Raw genomic sequence first — 18,306 nt, 5'->3', positions numbered from 1 at the left:
GTACCCTCGCAATAACGTTATCTCGTAGGTGCTCCGGCGTCGATCCTTCCCGCGATCCGCCCCACCCACGGGTCACATCACCCTTCAGGAGACTTCCATGCGGCACAAGATTCTCACGTCGGCCTGTCTGGCCGCAGGGCTCGCGCTGGTGAGCGGATGTTCCGCAGCCACTCCGTCCGGCGGCACCCAGGGCGGCTCCTCGCTGACCTATCTGACCTTCGAGACTCCAAGCCTGACCGCGTCGTTCTGGGACAGCTCCATCGCCAACGCCGAGAAGAAGGTCCCCGGGCTGACGGTGAAGAAGCTGGTTGCTCCCAGCACGGACCGCGACGCCTACGCCAAGCAGCTGCAGGCCTCCGGACAGTTCCCCGACCTACTCCAGTCGATCACCCCGTCGACCTTCGCCACGGCCGGGCTGCTCAAGCCCTACGACCAGAGCTGGGTCAACGCGAACTTCCTGCTGCCGCTGGGCAACGCCTACAAGGGAAAGGTCTACATCCCGCCGACCAACTCCCAGATCATCCCCGAGGTGTTCTACAACAAGAAGCTGTTCGCCAAGGCAGGCCTCACCACAGCGCCCAAGACCTGGGGGGAGTTCATGGCCGACTGCACCAAGCTCAAGGCCGCCGGCATCACCCCGATCGAGCTGGGCGGCGGCGACCCCTTCTCCGCGTCGATGCCGCTGGTCGGCATCCTGTCCGCCGATGTCCTGGGCAAGGACCCCAACTGGCTGCAGGAGCGCTACGCCGGCAAGGTCCACTTCACCGACCCGGACGTCGAGACGGCTGTCGCCAAGTACCGGACGATGGTCAAGAACGGCTACTTCGAGGATGGCTCGCTCGGGGTCAAGTACGCCGACTCCATCACGAACTTCACCGCCGGCAAGACCGCGATGTACATGATGGGCAGTTGGTTCCTCGGCTCGGTGCCCAAGGCCACCGCCGACGACTTCGGCGCCTTCCTCACCCCCACCGACGACGGCTCGCTCGTCGTGCCCTTCGCGGTCGGCGGCTCCATGGCCGTCAGCGCCAAGACACCTGACCCCGCCAAGGCGACCGCCTTCGCCGAAGCCTGGTCGCTGGACCCGAACAACTACAAGGCCCTGATCGAGGGAGACGGCGCCTTCCCGATGCTCAAGGGCAAGACGCTGGCCGACTACAACGTCAACGTCACCCAGGTCTTCACGGACTCGTACGCCTACGTCACCGACAAGAACACTAAGGTCTCGTCCATCGGCTGGGCGACCAACGACGACTCCATGCCCTCCGGCCTCAATGACGCCTTCTACGCCGCCAGCCAGGCGCTGTTCACCTCCGACGGCGTCCACGCCCAGATGGCCAAGCTCGACGCCGCCTGGGACGCGGCGACCAAGTAGGCCTCTGTACCGGCGCCGGGCTGACCAGGCACGGCGCCGGTTGCACCGCCACCCGACTCCTCCAAGGGAACACGCCATGACCACCCGAGTCCGGCCGCGCCGCGGCGACCCAGCCCTCGGCGCCATCGCCATCCTGGCGATGGGACTGTACGCCCTGTTCATCCTTGTCCCAGTGGTCATGAGCGCCTGGAAGAGCCTGACCAACGAGAACCCACTGCAGGACCACGCCCAGTTCGTCGGTGCCGCCAACTACACCGGGATGCTCCACGACAGCGCCCTGGCCGCGAGTCTGACCTTCACCCTGGTCCTGGCCGCGGTGGTCACCATCGCCGCCAACGCCCTGGGCATCGGATTCGCGATGCTGCTGAACAAGACATCGCTGAGCTTCCGGGTCATGCGCACCGTGGCCTTCCTGCCACAGGTGCTGTCCGGCGTCATCGTCGGATTCGTCTGGCGCTACATCCTGGCCCAGGACGGCATCCTCAACAACATCCTGCTCTCGCTGGGGATCATCTCCCACCCCGTCACCTGGCTCGGCAGCCCGCACCTGGCCATGTTCTCCGTCGGTCTGGTAGCCACCTGGGTGCTCACCGGGTTCACCACCGTCGTACACCTGGCCGCGCTGCAGTCCATCCCGGTCGAGTTGTACCAAGCCGCCATGGTGGACGGGGCAGGCCGCTGGCAACGGTTCCGGCAGATCACCCTCCCCATGGTGGCCCCGGGCACCACCATCAGCGTCACCATCTCGCTGATCACCATGCTCAAGCTCTACGACATCATCACCGTGCTCACCTCCGGCGGCCCGGCCGACTCGACCCAGTCCACCGCCCTGTACATCATCAAACTCGCCTTCACGGACGACCGGTTCGGCTACGCCTCTGCTGTGGCCATGCTGCTCCTGGCCGTCTCCGCGGTCATCTCGCTGTTCGTGACCGGCCTGCTACGCCGCCGGGAGGTGGACCTGTGATCGCATCGACCTCGCAGCGACTGACAACAAGCAACCCAGTCGCCGAACCCCCTGTGGTCGCGCCGCGCGCGAACCGCCGCGTGTGGGCGTCCAAGGGCTACCTGATCGTGGCCGGGCTGCTGACGCTGGCGTTCGTCAGCCCGATCTACCTCACGATCGTCAACGCCTTCAAGTCCCAGGACCAGATCGTCAAGAACCCCGTGGCGCCGCCCGCACCGCCGACCCTGCACAACCTCACCGACGCCCTGTCGCGACCGGACCGGATCATCCAGATCGGTCTGACCAACTCGGCGGTCACCGTCATCGCCTCGGTGCTGCTGATCATCCCGCTGGGCGCCGCCTTCAGTTTCTGGCTCAGCCGCCGCCCGGCCCGCTTCCGCCGGATGGTCCTGGCCTGCTTCTCCGCCGGGCTCATGATCCCGCCAGCGGTGCTCCTACTGCCCACCATTCGGATCCTGACGATCCTCCACCTGGATCACACCTATATCGGACTGGTCCTGTCCAACATCGGCGGCGGCTACCTGTCCTTCGCGGTCTTCGTCTACTCCGGCTTCCTGCGCTCCATTCCCGCCGAGATCATCGAAGCGGCCACCGTGGACGGAGCGGGAACGCTGCGGATCTGGTGGACGATCATCATGCCGCTGCTGCGGCCGGCCACCGCGACCGTCACCATCTTCCTTTCCCTGTGGATCTGGAACGACTTCATGAATCCGCAGTTCATCCTCGGTCCCCTGCACGGGCAGACCATCACCACGGGCCTGTACCTGTCGGTCGGTCAGTACTCCACCAACTACGCCCAGCTGTTCGGCGTGATGTTCCTGGCCGCGGTGATCCCCGTGGTCGGATACCTCACCCTGCAGAAGCAGTTCATCGCCGGCCTGACCTCGGGAGCCACCAAGTGACCGTCACGACCGATGCCGGCCTCAGCGACACCGACATCGCGCCCGGTGTCCCCGACCTGGACGACGTCGCGGGCCACTGGGTGGGCGCGGAAGAGATCGCCCATCTGCCCTCCCTGCGTAACCAGCAGGGACAAGGGCACGTCAACTCCGACCTGACGTCCGCATCATGGCTCGTCGCACCGCCCTTCACCTTCGGCTACCACACCGGTGAACTGCGTCTGGACGGTCGCACCCCCGCCGCCCAGCGGTTCCTGTGGAAGCCCTGGGGAGTGGTGCGCGAGCACCGGGGCGACGGGCTACTACTGCGCACCGACACGCGCATGGCCCTGTCCCGCGACCTGCTCCTGTGGCGGATCGCGGTCACCAACGAGTGCCCCGAGGCCAGGACCGTCGAGCTGTCCCAGGACCTGTACGCGATGGTCGCCCACACCGAGGTCGGCTACGGCTGGCTGTACGACGTGCCCTGGAACAACGGCAACCATCACGATTTCATGGCCCTGGAGCGCATCCGAGCCACCACCGGTGGCCGCGCGGCGCCCTACCTGCTCTCACCGGCACCGCGGCGGCTGCGCTTGGGCAAGCCCCGCATCCCGGGCATCCAACGTGACGAAGACAACGGCCCCATGCTTCTGGACGATGCGCTGCCGTCGCACTTCAGCCACGACAAGGAGCCCGAGCCCCGGGCCGGCGTGGCCGCGGCCGTACGGACGCTTCGGGTCGAGTCCGGAGACGGCGGCCTGGTCCTGGGCATCGAAGAGCCGACGTCGCTGACCCCCGAAGGCGAGGCGGCCTTCGACGCCTTCGCGCTCACTCCCGGCATGGCGATCAGCTTCGACCTGCGACTGGACGCGACCGGGCAGACCGGCACCGTCCTCACTCACGGCAACCACCCCGACTCCCTGCAGATCGGCGTCCAGGACGGACGGCTGTGGCTCGGCATCACCGGCGAGCGCGAGCTCAGCTCCGCGGACCTGCCCGCTGGGATATGGCACCGGGTCAACACCCACGTGGAGGCCGATCAGGCAGTACTCATGCTCGACGGGGAGGTGATCGCGCGGACCCGGCACTGGAGCGCGTCGCGCCGCTGGAACTCCCGCGTCACCGACGGCCTCGACAGCGTGCTCACCGTCGAGGACACCGACTCGCCGGCACGAGCGGCCTACGCCTTCTCCGGTCCTCCGCCCGTCCTCACCTCCACCGGCGCAGGCGGCATTGCAACCTGGACCTGCCGGATCGAGCCCGGGCAGAGCCTGACCATCGAAGTCGCCTGCGCCTACGGGAGCGATGCAGACGAGGTCCGCGCTGAGGCCCGCACGGCGGTGGAAGACTTCGAGGCCACCTTGCGCGCCGGGGAGGACGGCTGGCGGCAGCACTGGACCAACATGTTCACCCCGGGCAACCCCGACTTCTCCGGGCACCTGCCGACCTTCACCACCCACGACGCCGGCCTGGCGAAGACGTACTACATGGGCGCCCTGCAGTTGCTCTACATGCGCAACATGCGCATCCGGCCCGGCGAGCCGGTCTTCCTCACCGGCGGGCCACGCCTGGGCCCGACCACCACGTACTTCTGGGACCACTGCGAGTGGAGCCGGATGTACGCCCTGCTGGAACCGGCCGGGCTGCGGTCCTGGCTGCTGCGCGTCCTGGCCGGACCCTACAAGGAATCGTTCGGTATCGACGCCCGCAGCGGCGGGCCGCTCGGCAACGCCTACAGCGCCAACGACTACGCCCTGTTCCGACTGATCGAGCACTACGTGTGCATCACCGGCGACACGGCCTTCCTCGACACGACCGCCGGCGGAACAACGGTCCTCGAACACCTGGAACGCCTCGGCTTCGGCTGGCGCGACAAGCGCACCCCTGCCACTGGAGGGGTCCTCGCCGACTTCGGCGAGGACCCCTGGCAACTGCTGGAATGCATCCCCGACTACACGGGCGTGGTCGCGTCCTTCAACGGCGCCTATGCCGGTTCCACCCACGCCCTGGCCGGCCTGTACCGGCAGCGCGGCCGCCACGAGGACGCCGATCGGACCGAGGGCGAGGCACGCGAACTGGCCAACGCGGTCCTGGACCTGTACGCCGGGGATGGCCGCTGGCACATACGCCGACCGGAGGCAACCGATACCATCGGCCACTGCCTGGACTTCGGTCTCGTCGCGGCGGCGCTGTACCGCGAGCTCGACCCGCGGGTGCGGCGCGAAATGGCCGACTTCGTCGAGAGCGACCTGCTGGTCGGCGGTTGGATGAGGGCCTTGAGCCCGAACGACCCGGCCGCCGCCACCTCCGACCGCCCCGACCACGGTGCGGGCGGAGCCTTCTGCGCCTGGCCCGGTGTCACCGCCCACGGCCTGGCCCGTCTCGGCTTCCGCGACCGGGCGGTCTCGTTGCTGCGCAACCTCTCGTCCGCCGCATCCGGCGGTCTGTGGGGCCAGGCCATGGAGATCGTCACCGGAGCGGACGGACAACTGCGCGCCCAGGTCGCGGAGCGGGGTGTCTCCAATCGGGAGACCATCGCCGGAGCGGCTGGGGCGGAGGCGGTGATATCGGCGCTCTTCGATGTGAACCCCTCGTTCGTCGGCGACCGGCCCCCAGGATCCCTGCCCGATGCTGTCACCGCGGACGGCATCGGAACGCTCAGCGGTCTGCGCCGCCCCGAGTGATCCCCGGCGGACCACCACGAGCGGTTGCCGCTGACACCTGACCGCACGCACACAGGGGGCGCCGGACCCGCAGCGCCCGGAAACGGCGCCCCCGCACACCCTGCAACTCACGAAATGAAAGGCCGGCATCCCGATGTCGCCAGTTCGCGGCTACGAAGCCGAACCCTGCCACGCAATCACCGGAGTGGTCGGATCCGGATACCAGCAGGCCGTCGCCGGCCTCAGTCCAGGGCAGGTCCTCGCAGTCGACGGACCGGTTGCGGTCGACTGGGAGACCGTCGCCGCCGGGATCTGCGATGCCCTGGCTGCCCGCGAAATCGCAGCGAAGCAGCTGGATATGCGCGACCACTTCGCCCCGTGGGAGGACATCCTCGCGCTCACCTCATCCGCTGTGCTGGCCGATGACCCCGACTTCGCCCCGCTGTCGCTGGCGGGGATGGCCGACTTCTTCGGGGCAGTCCCAGAGCCCGTCGCCGCCGGTTCCGCTGTCACCCTCGTTTTCGGCCCAGGCGCGTCGCTCGTGGCCCACGACGTCCTGTGGTACTCGGATCTGCCCAAGCGGTACGCCGAAGCGGCGATCACGGCGGGCACGGGCCGCAATCTGGGGCAGCCCGCCGGCACCGGGGCCGGGACGACACGCGGCCTGTTCTACATCGACTGGCCGGTGCTCGACCGTCACCGCGACGCCATCGCCGACGAGATCAACCTGTGGCTCGACACCCAGGACCCCGACAGACCGACCTGGCTGGACGGGCCGGCACTCCGCGAGGCACTGACCGATCTCGCCGGACAGCCGTTCCGGACCCGCCCCACCTTCAACACCACCTCATGGGGCGGGCACTGGGCCCAGCAGGAACTGGGGATGAGCCCGGAGGCTCCCAACACCGCACTCGGGTACGAACTCATCGCTCCGGAGAGCGGGATCCTGGTGGGCAGCCAGGACGGCCCCCGCGTCGAGGTGCCGCTCCAGGTCCTGGTGGCCGTCCACCCCGAGGACGTCCTGGGCGAACTGGTGCACGCAGCCTTCGGCACGTCCTTCCCGATCCGCTTCGACTACCTCGACACGGTCGGCGGCGGCAACCTCTCCGTGCACTGCCACCCGCAGTCCGACTACATGCAGCGGGTGTTCGGCTGGCCCTACACCCAGCATGAGACCTACTACATGATGGTCGGCGGCCCCGACCGCCAGGTGTTCCTTGGCCTGCAGCAGGACGCGGACCTCGACGCCTTCCGGCGCGAAGCCGACCGGGCGGTCCACGAAAGCGTCCCGTTCGATATCGAACGCTACGTCCAGACCTTCCCCGCCGACCAGCACCAGCTCTTCCTCATCCCTGGCGGCACCCCGCACGGCAGCGGCGAGGGTAACGTCGTCCTGGAGATCAGCGCCACGCCCTACCTCTACAGCCTGCGCTTCTACGACTGGCTGCGCAAAGACCGCGCAGGCAAGCAGCGGCCGGTCCACGTCGGCCACGCCTTCCAGAACCTGGACCCCGCCCGGTCGGGAGACGCTGTCGCGCGCGATCTCGTCCAGAGCCCGCAGACGCTGCGATCTGGCGACGGCTGGCACGAGGACGTCATCGGCCGGCTCCCGGAGATGTTCTTCGAGGTCCGGCGCCTCGAACTGGCCGCAGGGACCGCTGTGGACGACACAACGGAGGGACGGTTCCACATCCTCAACGTCGTCGAAGGCGACGGCATCCTATTGGAGGCCCACAGTGGGCATCGCTACGAACTGGCCTACGCCGAGACGCTGACCGTGCCTGCCTCAGTGGGCACCTACCGGGTTCAGCCCCTTGGATCCCGGCCGGTCCACTACGTCAAGGCGTTCGTCCGGTGACATCCGTCGAAGCGACCACGGCGTCGGTCATGGATATCGGCGGTACCCACGTGACGGCCGCACTCGTGGACCTGACAACAACAGGCGTCCGCAGCCTTGGCCCCTCATTCCGCGACCCGCTCGACAGCACCGCCAGCTCGGACGAGTTCGTGGCCGCGCTGGTGCGCTGCGCGGGACGCCTTCCCGGAGCGGCCGGAAGCCATTGGACCATCGCCCTGCCCGGTCCGTTCGACTACGAGCACGGCGTCGGACGCTACGAGGGAGTGGGCAAGTTCGACGCCCTGCGCGACTTCGACCTGCGCGCCGCGTTGACCGCCCGTCTACCCGGCCGCCCCACGTTCGACTTCTGCAACGACGCAGACGCCTTCACTCTCGGCGAATGGCACGCTGGCGCCGCGCGTGGACACCGCACAGTCGCCGGGCTCACCCTCGGCACCGGCGTCGGCTCCTGCTTTCTGCGCGAGGGCACCATCACACGGCAAGGCCCCGGGATCCCGCCCGAAGGCCGCGTCGACCTGATGCAGTACGTCGGCCGACCGCTTGAGGAAACAGTGTCCCGTCGCGCACTGCGGCGGGCATACGCCCAGGCCACAGGACAGTCCGGAGAGCCCGACGTCCACGAGATCGCGGAACGGGCCCGCCACGGGGACAGCATCGCGGTCGACGTCTTCACGCAGACGTTCCACGCGCTGGGACTGGCGCTTGGCCCGCTGTTGGCCGCATTCGGGCCGGACGTCCTGGTCATCGGCGGATCCATCGCCACGTCATGGGACCTGGTCAGCGCGCCACTGCGCGCCGGGATCGCCCGCGCCGCACCAGAGGGCGGCCAGATCGCCGTCGTCCCGGCCCAACTGGCCTGGAAGGCACCCCTCCTGGGCGCGGCATACCTCGCCTCGGCCCCTGTCCCGGCCGCCCCCGGACACACATGACACAAACGCCGGCAGCGGTACGGGACAAAGACGCATTGGGAACCTGCCGGCCCGGAGGGATCGGGCGGCGCATGCGCCCCTATCCCTACCCGAAGCCGTGAGTCACCGCACCCGAAGCCGTGAGTCACCGCGAGTAGCTGTGAGCCCACGAGACCGGCCTTCCACCAAGCCGGATGTCCTGGGTTCGCCGACAGAGCCGGCCCGGCGCATCGCCATGCGATCGCACGGCATCGAAAGCCCGGGCAGGCCGTATCCGATCGGCGCACATGGCCCGCCCGGTCCATCCGATGCAGAGCGAGCTGGGTAGGTCGGGAGCGGCTCTGACACGGCGCGACGGAGCACACTCCGTCGCGCCACACCTGAGCGTCGAGACCGACGGTCAGGAGGAGCGACCACCTCGGTCAGCGTCCGAACGCTTGCACTCTCCCCCACCCGGGCCACCAGAACCAGGAGCAAGGCGTCGCCGGAACTGAGTCGCGGTGCCCCTTCTCCAGGGCGGTGAGGATGTCCTCGCTCAGGTGCATGCCGGCGGCGTCGTGGTGGGCTCGCCCGGTGGTGGAGTCGATGCTGACCAGGGGCAGGTCCACCTTGCCCCGCTTCGCGGCTTCCGTGATCAGGCCCTCCAGCAGGGCCTCGAAGACGCCTGCGTGACGCCACTGCCGGAAGCGGTTGTGCACGGTTGACCAGGCGCCGAACTCCTGCGGCATCTCCCGCCACTGCGCGCCCGTCTTGAAGCGCCAGACCACGCCCTCGAACTGCTGCCGCAGCCGCTCGGGGTGCGGGCCGTACTCGCCGATCGGAAGGTACGGCTCGATGAACTCCCACTCCGCATCCGACAGTTGCACGCGCGTCATGCAAGACGATCTACCGGATCACGCCTCGCCCCGTGGGCAAAACCGCAGATTGCTCACGACACGAGACGCGCCCCCGCAGCGTGTGGGCGCTGCAGCACTCCTCACCGGCGGCGCCTTCCTCCGCCTACGCGAGGCGTGAAACGGGCGAACGCCCCGCGCAGCGCCACCGCTGGTATTCGCTGTGGGCCCCATTCGAGAAATCGGATGGGCCCAACGTCGCCCGCGCGCCTCCCACGAAGACGTCGACAGGCTCGAACTGCGCGGTGCGGTCGTCGGCGGGCGTCCCCTCACTGCGCGTGGGCGCGGCGGCTGAGTACCCGCACGTCGGGGATGGTCAGCCTCGCGGCAGCGTGCGGGGGAACCCGAAGCGGGCGAGGACCCCCAGGTCTCCGAAGCGGGTAAGCGCGTGGATCTGGTTGCCCCGCAGCGTGAGCACGATGAGACTGCTGGCTCGCCAGATCGGCGCGCTGGGGTCGGGGAGGTAGAGGACGAGGGCGGGCTGGCTGTTGGCTCGGGTGGGGAGGAATTTGAGATCCTGGCCCAAGTGGTCCAGGAGGAATCCGGCGATCGGCTGGGGTCCCCGGTGCTCGGCGGGTTCGGGTGGCATGGTGAGCCTGGCGTCGTCGGTCAGGACGGCCACCAGTTCGTCCAGGTCGAAGCGCTCGAACGCGCTGACGAACCGGTCGACGATGGCGGCCTCGGCCGGGGACTTGGGAACCGGCACGTCGTGCGGGTCCCGGTCGGGGCGGAGGCCGGCCCGGGCCCGGATGAGCGCGCTGTTTACGGCGACTTGAGTGGTGCCGAGGATGTCGGCGGACTCGGCTGCCGGGAGGCCGAGCACGTCCCGGAGTACGAGGACCGCCCGCTGCTGAGGTGGCAGGTGCTGCAGGCCCGCCACGAACGACAGGGCGATCGACTCCCGTGCGTCGTACCGGGCTTCGGGGCCGGGGATCGTCAGGTCGTCCAGATCATCCGGGTAGGGCTCGAGCCACCAGGGCTCGTCGGATCGTACCGGCCCGGTCCGCCCCGCGCCCTGATCGGGCGGGCCGGCCGGCTGCGGGCGGCGGGATTCGCCGCGCAGGTAGTTGAGGCAGCGGTTCGTGGCGATCCGGTACAGCCACGCCCGCAGCGACTGGCCGTCGAACCGGCCGATCGAACGCCATGCGGCCAACAGAGCCTCCTGAAGCACGTCCTCGGCGTCCTGGACCGATCCGAGAATCCGGTAGCAGTGCGCCTGCAGCTCGCGGCGGTGGGGATCGATGAGCTCGCGGAAGGCCTCACCGTCGCCGGCCTGGGCACGGGCGAGGGTCGCCTCGGTCACTGGGGCACCTGTCCTTTCACATGGCCACCTGGATAACGCCTCCTGATAGTGCAACACCGGCGACGGCATGGATTCATCGGCGAGTCGCCGGGACGGCCGGTGCTTCAACTGGTGAGGACCTGACCAGTAAAGACCGGAGGCACACGTGACCTCGATAGACCCCAGGAACGCCATCGGCGGCGGCGAGGCCGCGCCACCCGGCGAAGCGCACCGGTGGCGGGCGTTTGCGCTGCTTGCCGTGGCCTACTTCATGACGGCGGTCGATCTGCTGATCGTCAACGTCGCGCTGCCGACGATCGGCGTCAAGCTGCATTTCGCCGAGTCGGACCTGCAGTGGGTGGTGACCGCGTACGCGCTCACTTTCGGCGGATTCTTGCTGCTCGGCGGCCGGGCCGCCGACCTGCTCGGCCGCAGGCGCATGTTCATCGCCGGGCTGGCGCTGTTCACCGCGGCCTCGCTCGCCTGCGCGCTGGCCACCAGCGGCACGTTCCTGATCATCATGCGCGGCATCCAGGGCCTGGGCGCCGCCCTGGTGCTGCCCGCTGCGCTGTCGATCGTGCTGAACATGTTCCCCGAGGGCGCCGAGCGCAACAAGGCGCTCGGGCTCTGGGGCGCCATCGGCGCCAGCGGGGCGACCGTCGGCGTGCTGGCCGGCGGTGCCCTCACCCGGTACGCGGGCTGGCCGTACATCTTCTACCTGAACGTCGCCGTAGGCGGGGCCGCGCTGCTGCTGGCCAGGCGGGTGGTACCGGAAAGCAGACTGCAGGGCGCACGCCGCCGCTACGACCCGCTCGGCGCCATCACCGTGACCGGCGCCCTGGTCATGGTGGTCTACGCGATCTCGCAGGCGCCGACTGTCGGGTGGACAGCCGCCAGGACCCTGGCCCTGCTCGCGTCGGCGGCGGCCCTGCTGGCCGCGTTCGTCGTCATCGAGGCCAGAGCGGAGGCACCACTGCTGCCGCTACGGCTGTTCCGACTGAAGACCCTCGCCGGGTCCAACGCGGTCGGCTTCCTGCTCGGGGCCAGCTTCTACGGCTACATCTTCATCGGCACCCTGTACATGCAGCAGGTCCTCGGATACTCCGCGATGAAGACCGGCCTCGCCTGGCTGGCCGTCGGCCTGACCGGGGTGGTGCTCGCCGGGCCGGCGCAGATGCTCGTCACCCGCGCGTCAGCCAAGCTGGTGATGGCGGCCGGGATGACCCTGACCGGGGCCGGGATCCTGTGGGCGACCCAGGTACCCGCCCACGGGAGCTTCTGGGCGAACCTGGCCGGCCCCTTCTTCCTGACCGGCACCGTCACCTGGGTGTTCATCCCGGTATCGATCGGAGCCCTGGTCGGCGTCACGGAGCACGATGCGGGGGTCGCCTCCGGGCTCATCGACTCATCCCAGCAGCTCGGCGGCGCGATCGGGATAGCCGTCGCGTCAACCGTAGCGGCCGCCCGCTCCCGTGTCCTGCACGGCCAGGGCCACACCATCCCAGACGCGCTCACCGGCGGATTCCACTGGGCATTCTGGGTCTGCGGGCTCGTCGGCCTGACCGCCGTCCCCGTCGCGCTCCTCCTGGTCCGGCGCACCGAAATCGTCCAGGCCGCCACGGCCGCCGTACAACGGAGGGCCCCGGCACCCGCCCCCGTCGACTGATCGCGTCGGCGCCGATTGGCAGCCTGTCTTATGGGTGGGGCCGACGGCACACCTTCCAGACCGCCGCGACGAGGGTCCTTCTGCCCTCGATCCGGGCCGCGAGGCCGTCGTCGTCATGCCCAAACCGCGTCTCCAGCACCACGGTTCGGGCATGCCGCGCGACCGTTACCCAGCGCGCTTGACCTCACGCGTACTGAATGTGTACGCCCTCGAAACGGTGCACCGCAGGACCCAAGAGAGCAGGCCGCCCTGGTTCGAGGCGCCCACACGCTGCGGGGGCGCGTCTCGTGTCGTGACCAATCTGCGGTTTTGCCCATGGGGCGAGGCGTGATCCGGTAGATCGTCTTGCATGACGCGCGTACAACTGTCGGATGCGGAGTGGGAGTTCATCGAGCCGCGTCCGTCACGCCGTGGCTGGCCTGCTGCGGTTGCGGCTGACGACCGGGTGGGCGAGTCCGTGGGCTCAGGTGAGGGCGGCGACCAGCAGGGCGAAGGCGGCGATGAGGACGGCGACCCGGACGTAGTGGAAGCGGTCCCAGCGGTTCGACTGCTCCTTCCAGTCCTCGGGCCGGTTCTCGGGGGTCCACGTCTTGCTCCGGTTGTTGATCGGGACGAGCAGCAGGATCGACATGATCACGCTGGTGATCAGCAGCGCGCCGGCGGTGACGAGGAGGCCGGTGCCGTGGTGGTGCCATCCGGCGATGGCCCAGACCGCGACGAGGACGAGCGAGGTGATGTACCAGAACGGCATCACGGCGCCGAGCATCCGGCCCCCGTGGGCGCGGCCGAGTTGGCCACTGTCCTCGGGGAGTGCGTTGAGGATCGGGTTGATGACGAAGGCGACGGCGAACTCCACCCCCACCATCACGCCGACGACCACGGTGGTGAACACCTCGAGTGCGTTGAGCATGATGACCCCTCCTTGCATCTAGTGTTGCTAGCTGATGAGGCAACGCTAGTACTGCTGCCGCTTGCTTGTCTAGCGATGCTAGGATCGAGTCATGTCGGTACAGGAACGCAAGGAGCGCGAACGGGCGGGCCGCGAGCGCCTCATCGTGGCGACAGCCCGCGAACTCGCCGAGCAGCAGGGCTGGGACGCGGTCACCACCCGCCGGCTCGCCGAGCGCATCGAGTACAGCCAGCCCGTCCTCTACAGCCACTTCCGCGGCAAACGCGAGATCATCGGCGCCGTCGCCCTGGAGGGTGCCGCCGAGATGGCCGCGGCGGTGCGGGCCGCGACCTCCGCCGCGGACGGCCCCCGCACCCGGGTCACCGTCCTCGCCCGCGCCTACCTCGACTTCGCCGCACGCAACCCGGCGGTCTACGACGCCATGTTCCAGCTCGACGGCGGCCTGGCCTTCGCGGACGAGGACACCCCGGAGCCACTGAAGGACGGCTTCGCCGCGCTGCTGGAAAGCCTCGGCGAGGTCGCCGGGGACGGCGTCCACCCGGGACTGTTCACCGAGGTGTTCTGGGCGGCCCTACATGGACTGGCCACCCTGACCCGGGCGCGACGGCTCCCACCGGAGGACACCGAGCGCAGGGTGGAACTGCTGGTGGACCGACTCGCCATGATCTGACACACCGCCAGAGCGCGCACGCAGCGGGGTCCCCGGACCCCGCTGCCTGCCTCCGGCATAGCTTCCGGTCACTCGCGCCCACCCGGCGCAGACCGCCGGGCCCCCGCATGGCCCTACAGGTGCTGCTCCCAACCAATTCAGCGCCGCTCGTGTGCATTTCGCAGCACGCTGCCCCTAACGGTGCCGCGGGGTGCCGCGACATGAGAACGCGGTGCCACCGCGCGCATCGACCCGGCCCCGCGCCTATCGGGACCAGCCGGCGGGAGGTTCCTGACCGCCCAGGCCAAGGGCATCATCGCCGCGGACTTCTTCCACCTCGACACCGTGCTCGGCACACGCCTCTACGCCACGGCCTGATCCGCAGAGGCGCCTTTCGCCTTCGCTACTCAGTTCCCGAGCCGCGCCACCAAATCGTCGGTCGCGGTCTCCCAGTAGGCCAAGCTCCGAGCATCGACATACCCGACCGAGTGGTTGACGCCGACCATGTAGACGTTGTCTGACGCAGTCGTCGTCGACACCCGCGCCAGATCGGGCCGATCCGCCACCAGCCGACGCATCATCTCCGCCTTGATCGCGCGCCCGAGGCCGTGACCGCGATGCTCCTTCCGCACAGCGGTGTCCATCTGCCGAGCATGGTCGGGTTCGCCGGGACGGATGACGAGTTCTGTGACGCCGGCGACCTCCCCGCTGTCCTCGTGGACGGCGACGACGATCCGATAGTCCTGCCCGGCCGCGGCGAACGCGGCTTCTTCATCGCGGACTCTTTGCGGCGTCCAGTCTGTCTCCTCCCAGGCCAGGTCTTGGGACGGGGCGTCAGCGATGGCCTTGCGGGCCTCGGCATACGAGACGATGAGTTCCTCGGGTGCGGCATCCGTCCAGCCGTACAGGCGGTACCCGTCCGGTGCGGTTACGTCCCACAACGCCGGATCGACGGATTCGACCTCCAACGTCTGCAACAGCCCCCGAATGGTGCAGACGAGCCCCATCGCCTCAGCGAACGGCTCGCCGTCGGACCCGCCTGTGACGTTCGCCGCCAGAATGCGCGGCCTTCCCGACGCCTGCAACGACGGCAGCAGAGCCCGGAGGAACGCGGTGCCGATCCCTCGGCGACGAAGGTCGAGACCGACCTCGAGGAAGACCATCGCCAAGTCCGTGTTCTCGCGGTCCGGCAGTATCACCGTCGCGAATCCGAGGAGGCCGTCGGCGTCGCGAGCCGTCCAGAAGGTCCGGGGACCGATAGCTGCACCGTCATCCGAGGTCATCAACTCGATGGTCGCCGCCAGGGAGAGCGGCGGGGTCCCAGGCCGGTCAACGGCGTGCATGCGGGCCCGCAACTCGGTGATGGCTTCATAGTCTGCGTCGGACGCGGTACTCGGATCGAAAGGTGCGAATTCCACGTCGGCATGCCTCACCACTGGACGACAAAGGTCGTCGGCCAGGATGTCGATGCTGAACGCACGCGTCCAGCGATTTTCGGGCGTCCGAAGCCGTCACCCGCCACAGGCGCATGCGGCTGCAAGTGGGGGCCATGAGGGACGCGGCGAGCGCACAGTGTTCAGCAGCCCGTTGCGGCACTTGACCATGTCCAGGTGCTCAACGAAGCACACGCACAACGGTGTAGGCGTCAAGTATCGCATCCATCCTGGTCAGACTGCCTCCCCCCCATCTCAGCGAACGATGAGACGCAAGGCTCCGCCCGCTGATACTTCGACTCGTCGACGAGAATCCGGGATGGGGATACCGGCGCGTGCACGGCGAACTGGCAGCCCTCGGCATCAAGGTCGCCGCCTCTTCCACCCCGTCACGCAACGGCCTCGCGTGGGGCATCGGAGTCTGCGACCCGAACTCCGCCAGCAGTCCGGCGTCTTCCTCGACCTGCCGAAGTGCCTGCCCGGCAGCGACCCCAACCACCCCTGAACCTCGGGCTCGACCTCGATCACATACAGGGCATCCATGCCGCCAACAATTTATGTCGCACACAGCATGGGCAACGCCCGCAACGGATCCCCTCACCCCGACGATGCCCGACCAACCCACGGAATCGAGCGTGCCCAACCGGCCCTCCCACACTGTTGAACTCGTTCAACAAGCCCCTGCCGCAGTCAGCGTCGTGGGGCCCTCGAATCGCTTCTCATCTGCCGGGGGGGTTCTCGGCACGGACAGGGACCGTGCCGAGGCAGTCATGGGCCTGGCCTGTGCGATTGTGATCGGGGCGAAGAGCCTCTCGGAAGCCGGGCAACTGCAGGTCCACCAGGTGCGACCGGACCTACGACGGTCACGTCCCAGCGCTGCCGAGAGAAGACCGGCATAGGGATGGGCACCACCAGCCGCACCCACCCTTCGTCGTCGAAGCGGCCAGCTTCGGACGGCTCTCCCATGCTCCGACCGAACTGCGTCTTGCGACACCGAGCCCCGGGATGGCCTTACGGCGCCATTACGGTGCGAATTCCCGGCTCCGGTACGGCACTTCATGCGTTCGTGCGCTGCTATGTTCTCACCACATCAAGATCACTTCCGATACAAAGGAGCGCACACATGCTCAACGGTCTTCCTGAAATCTCGGTCATGCGCATCGCCGCCCTGGCGGCGGTCAGTGCGGGGTTGATAGTCGGCACGGCTGTGGCGACTGCTCCGGCCAGTACGACGACGCCCGAAGCCCGAGGCTGCGTCGTGGCGGTCCCGGTGGCGGCTGCGCACGTCCACGCCGCTGACCTTTTCCGGCCGGCCGGGTGCTTGTGACCTGCCAGCCAGGGGTGGTGTGACGAACGAAATCGCCCGACGCGGGCCGTGCTGCCTCGATGAGAATCGCACGGCCCGCGTTCGGTCACCGGCCCCGGTTCCTAAGGAGACAGGGCATGCAGACCACCCTGACCGAGCAGCGCCTGATCGGCCTGGCCCGAACGCTGACCCGCGTGCGAGCGGACAGCCCGTTTTATCGGCAGTTGATCCCCAATGTGGACATCGGGCCAGACAACGCCCCCGGACTGCTGCGACAACTGCCCTGGCTCGACCCGGCTGGCTGGGCCTCGCTCCGCGAGCAGCTTCGCACCTCGACGTTCGACGGAATCGCCACCGGGTTCACGAACGGCACCTCCGGTGTCCCCAAGGCGTTCTACTCCACCGAGGCGGAGCGTGCGGCCCTGAGGTCCAGCCGAGTCAGCGACGGGCGCCGACGGCTGCAGTTGGTCGGTTTCAACCATGGGGCCGTGGTGGGACTGGACCTCGCCGGGGAAGGGGATTTCGTCCCGCTGTTGTCGATGCGCTACTTCGATCTGGCGGCCGACCTCATCGCGAACGGCGCAGCCGACCGGAGCCGCATTCGCGTCCTGGCGGGCACGGCGCGCCAGATCAAAGACCTGACGCTGCACATGCAGCAACGCTTCGGCGACATCGCCGGATTCGGGGTCGAAACGCTGGAGGTCGGGCGTGAATTCCTCTCCCGCGGTTGGGAATCCCGGCTGCGGGAGTGGTGGGGCGCGGAGATCGACGTGGTCTACGGCTTCTCCGAGCTGCGTATGTGCAACGCGCTCAAGTGCCGGGTCTGCGCGTACCATCATTTTCCCCCTTCCTGCGTGGCGGAAGTCGTCGATCCGGCCGATCCCGACCGTTACGTTCCGCTTGGCGGACGCGGCAGCCTGCTGGTGACCGCGCTGCACCCCTACGTCGAGTTCGAGCCCCGAATCCGATACCGGCCCGGCGACCTCGTCGAACTCGCCGCGCAACCCTGCCCGAAGTGGGGAGAGCCGGGGTTCCTCCCATTGGGACGGGAGGCGCATTGCCTGGCGGTCGGCGAGCGCGGGGTGTTCATCACTCCCGCCGACTGTGTGTCCGCCCTCGCCGACCTGCCGCAGGTCGCGGTCAGTCCCCGCCATCTGTACCCCGATGCCGACCAACGGCACTACGAGGCGGGAAGCCCTCGCTTCAAGCTCGTCGACGACGCTGCGGGCCCGGCCGTCCACGTGGAGCTCCGTTTCGACCCGCAGGTCTGGCCGCAGGAGGCTCGAGCCGTCGCCGACACGGCCCGAGAGTCCCTTCCGGCAGAGATCCAGGTGATCCTTCACGGTCCTGGACAGCTCGAAGACGTGACTCTCGTCTAGAAGATCACTGAAGATCTCGACTGGTCAGGGTGGGTTTCCGGGGGTGATGTGCCCTGCGGTCAGGGGGTGGCGGGGGCGAGTGTCCAGGTGTTGCCGGTGGGGGTGAGTCCGAGGGTGCGTCGATGGTGAAACCGCC

The 18,306-nt window shown here is 68.6% G+C and carries 12 protein-coding genes and 1 pseudogene; 9 read left to right on the top strand and 4 right to left on the bottom strand.

Annotated features, from left to right (window positions below):
* Positions 1 to 97 precede the first annotated feature (97 nt).
* The 6 genes from ABIA33_RS02275 (at position 98) to ABIA33_RS02250 (ending at position 8,673) form a co-directional block, all read left to right on the top strand.
* On the top strand, positions 98 to 1,375 hold the full coding sequence (locus ABIA33_RS02275; RefSeq protein ID WP_370076312.1) for an ABC transporter substrate-binding protein: 1,278 nt from the start codon (positions 98 to 100) through the stop codon (positions 1,373 to 1,375).
* A 76-nt stretch (positions 1,376 to 1,451) separates the two neighbouring features.
* Positions 1,452 to 2,342 carry a carbohydrate ABC transporter permease gene (locus tag ABIA33_RS02270; RefSeq protein ID WP_370076310.1) on the top strand — a complete coding sequence of 297 codons (891 nt, stop codon included), beginning with the start codon at positions 1,452 to 1,454 and terminating at the stop codon, positions 2,340 to 2,342.
* The gene (locus ABIA33_RS02265) at positions 2,339 to 3,244 is read left to right on the top strand and encodes a carbohydrate ABC transporter permease (RefSeq protein WP_370076308.1); all 906 of its coding nucleotides are present in this window, start codon (positions 2,339 to 2,341) and stop codon (positions 3,242 to 3,244) included. The genes ABIA33_RS02270 and ABIA33_RS02265 overlap by 4 nt, the downstream gene beginning before the upstream one ends.
* The gene (locus tag ABIA33_RS02260; protein WP_370076306.1) at positions 3,241 to 5,907 is read left to right on the top strand and encodes a hypothetical protein; all 2,667 of its coding nucleotides are present in this window, start codon (positions 3,241 to 3,243) and stop codon (positions 5,905 to 5,907) included. Before ABIA33_RS02265 ends, ABIA33_RS02260 begins: the two co-directional genes overlap by 4 nt.
* Before the next feature lie 133 nt (positions 5,908 to 6,040).
* Positions 6,041 to 7,744, top strand: coding sequence for a class I mannose-6-phosphate isomerase (locus ABIA33_RS02255; protein WP_370076304.1), 1,704 nt, complete (start codon positions 6,041 to 6,043; stop codon positions 7,742 to 7,744).
* Positions 7,741 to 8,673: an ROK family protein gene (locus ABIA33_RS02250; RefSeq protein ID WP_370076302.1), complete on the top strand. Its 933-nt coding sequence runs from the start codon at positions 7,741 to 7,743 to the stop codon at positions 8,671 to 8,673. The genes ABIA33_RS02255 and ABIA33_RS02250 overlap by 4 nt, the downstream gene beginning before the upstream one ends.
* 461 nt (positions 8,674 to 9,134) lie before the next feature.
* Here ABIA33_RS02250 and ABIA33_RS02245 read toward each other — a convergent pair.
* Both ABIA33_RS02245 and ABIA33_RS02240 read right to left on the bottom strand, forming a co-directional pair.
* Positions 9,135 to 9,527 (bottom strand): annotated as a pseudogene (locus ABIA33_RS02245) (transposase); the annotation flags it as partial.
* A 334-nt stretch (positions 9,528 to 9,861) separates the two neighbouring features.
* Complete coding sequence (locus tag ABIA33_RS02240; protein WP_370076300.1) at positions 9,862 to 10,848, bottom strand: sigma-70 family RNA polymerase sigma factor; 987 nt, start codon at positions 10,846 to 10,848, stop codon at positions 9,862 to 9,864.
* 145 nt (positions 10,849 to 10,993) lie between these two features.
* Here ABIA33_RS02240 and ABIA33_RS02235 point away from each other — a divergent pair, with 145 nt between their 5' ends.
* Positions 10,994 to 12,493, top strand: a complete 1,500-nt coding sequence (locus tag ABIA33_RS02235) for an MFS transporter (protein ID WP_370076298.1) — start codon at positions 10,994 to 10,996, stop codon at positions 12,491 to 12,493.
* Between the two features lie 463 nt (positions 12,494 to 12,956).
* On the opposite strand, the gene ABIA33_RS02230 is transcribed toward ABIA33_RS02235, so the two are convergent.
* Positions 12,957 to 13,403, bottom strand: a complete 447-nt coding sequence (locus ABIA33_RS02230) for an anthrone oxygenase family protein (RefSeq protein WP_370076296.1) — start codon at positions 13,401 to 13,403, stop codon at positions 12,957 to 12,959.
* A gap of 91 nt (positions 13,404 to 13,494) precedes the next feature.
* Here ABIA33_RS02230 and ABIA33_RS02225 point away from each other — a divergent pair, with 91 nt between their 5' ends.
* Positions 13,495 to 14,073, top strand: a complete 579-nt coding sequence (locus tag ABIA33_RS02225; protein WP_370076294.1) for a TetR/AcrR family transcriptional regulator — start codon at positions 13,495 to 13,497, stop codon at positions 14,071 to 14,073.
* Between the two features lie 386 nt (positions 14,074 to 14,459).
* On the opposite strand, the gene ABIA33_RS02220 is transcribed toward ABIA33_RS02225, so the two are convergent.
* Complete coding sequence (locus ABIA33_RS02220) at positions 14,460 to 15,485, bottom strand: GNAT family N-acetyltransferase (RefSeq protein ID WP_370076292.1); 1,026 nt, start codon at positions 15,483 to 15,485, stop codon at positions 14,460 to 14,462.
* A gap of 1,443 nt (positions 15,486 to 16,928) precedes the next feature.
* On the opposite strand from ABIA33_RS02220, the gene ABIA33_RS02215 reads away from it, so the two are divergent.
* Positions 16,929 to 18,170 (top strand): hypothetical protein, encoded by a 1,242-nt coding sequence (locus tag ABIA33_RS02215; RefSeq protein WP_370076290.1) that lies wholly within the window; start codon positions 16,929 to 16,931, stop codon positions 18,168 to 18,170.
* The last annotated feature ends 136 nt before the right edge of the window (positions 18,171 to 18,306 follow it).

This window comes from Streptacidiphilus sp. MAP12-16, from assembly GCF_041262165.1.
In the GTDB taxonomy this organism is placed as follows: Bacteria; Actinomycetota; Actinomycetes; order Streptomycetales; family Streptomycetaceae; genus Streptacidiphilus.
The sequence above is the reverse complement of the archived record's forward strand: the minus strand, read 5'-3'. Positions and strand labels throughout refer to the sequence as shown.

Excerpts from the sequence above, each read along its gene's own strand:
- ABIA33_RS02255 (WP_370076304.1), top strand. The coding sequence starts at position 6,041 with ATGTCGCCAGTTCGCGGCTACGAAGCCGAACCCTGCCACGCAATCACC.
- ABIA33_RS02270 (WP_370076310.1), top strand. The coding sequence starts at position 1,452 with ATGACCACCCGAGTCCGGCCGCGCCGCGGCGACCCAGCCCTCGGCGCC.
- ABIA33_RS02230 (WP_370076296.1), bottom strand. The coding sequence starts at position 13,403 with ATGCTCAACGCACTCGAGGTGTTCACCACCGTGGTCGTCGGCGTGATG.
- ABIA33_RS02275 (WP_370076312.1), top strand. The coding sequence starts at position 98 with ATGCGGCACAAGATTCTCACGTCGGCCTGTCTGGCCGCAGGGCTCGCG.
- ABIA33_RS02225 (WP_370076294.1), top strand. The coding sequence starts at position 13,495 with ATGTCGGTACAGGAACGCAAGGAGCGCGAACGGGCGGGCCGCGAGCGC.
- ABIA33_RS02215 (WP_370076290.1), top strand. The coding sequence starts at position 16,929 with ATGCAGACCACCCTGACCGAGCAGCGCCTGATCGGCCTGGCCCGAACG.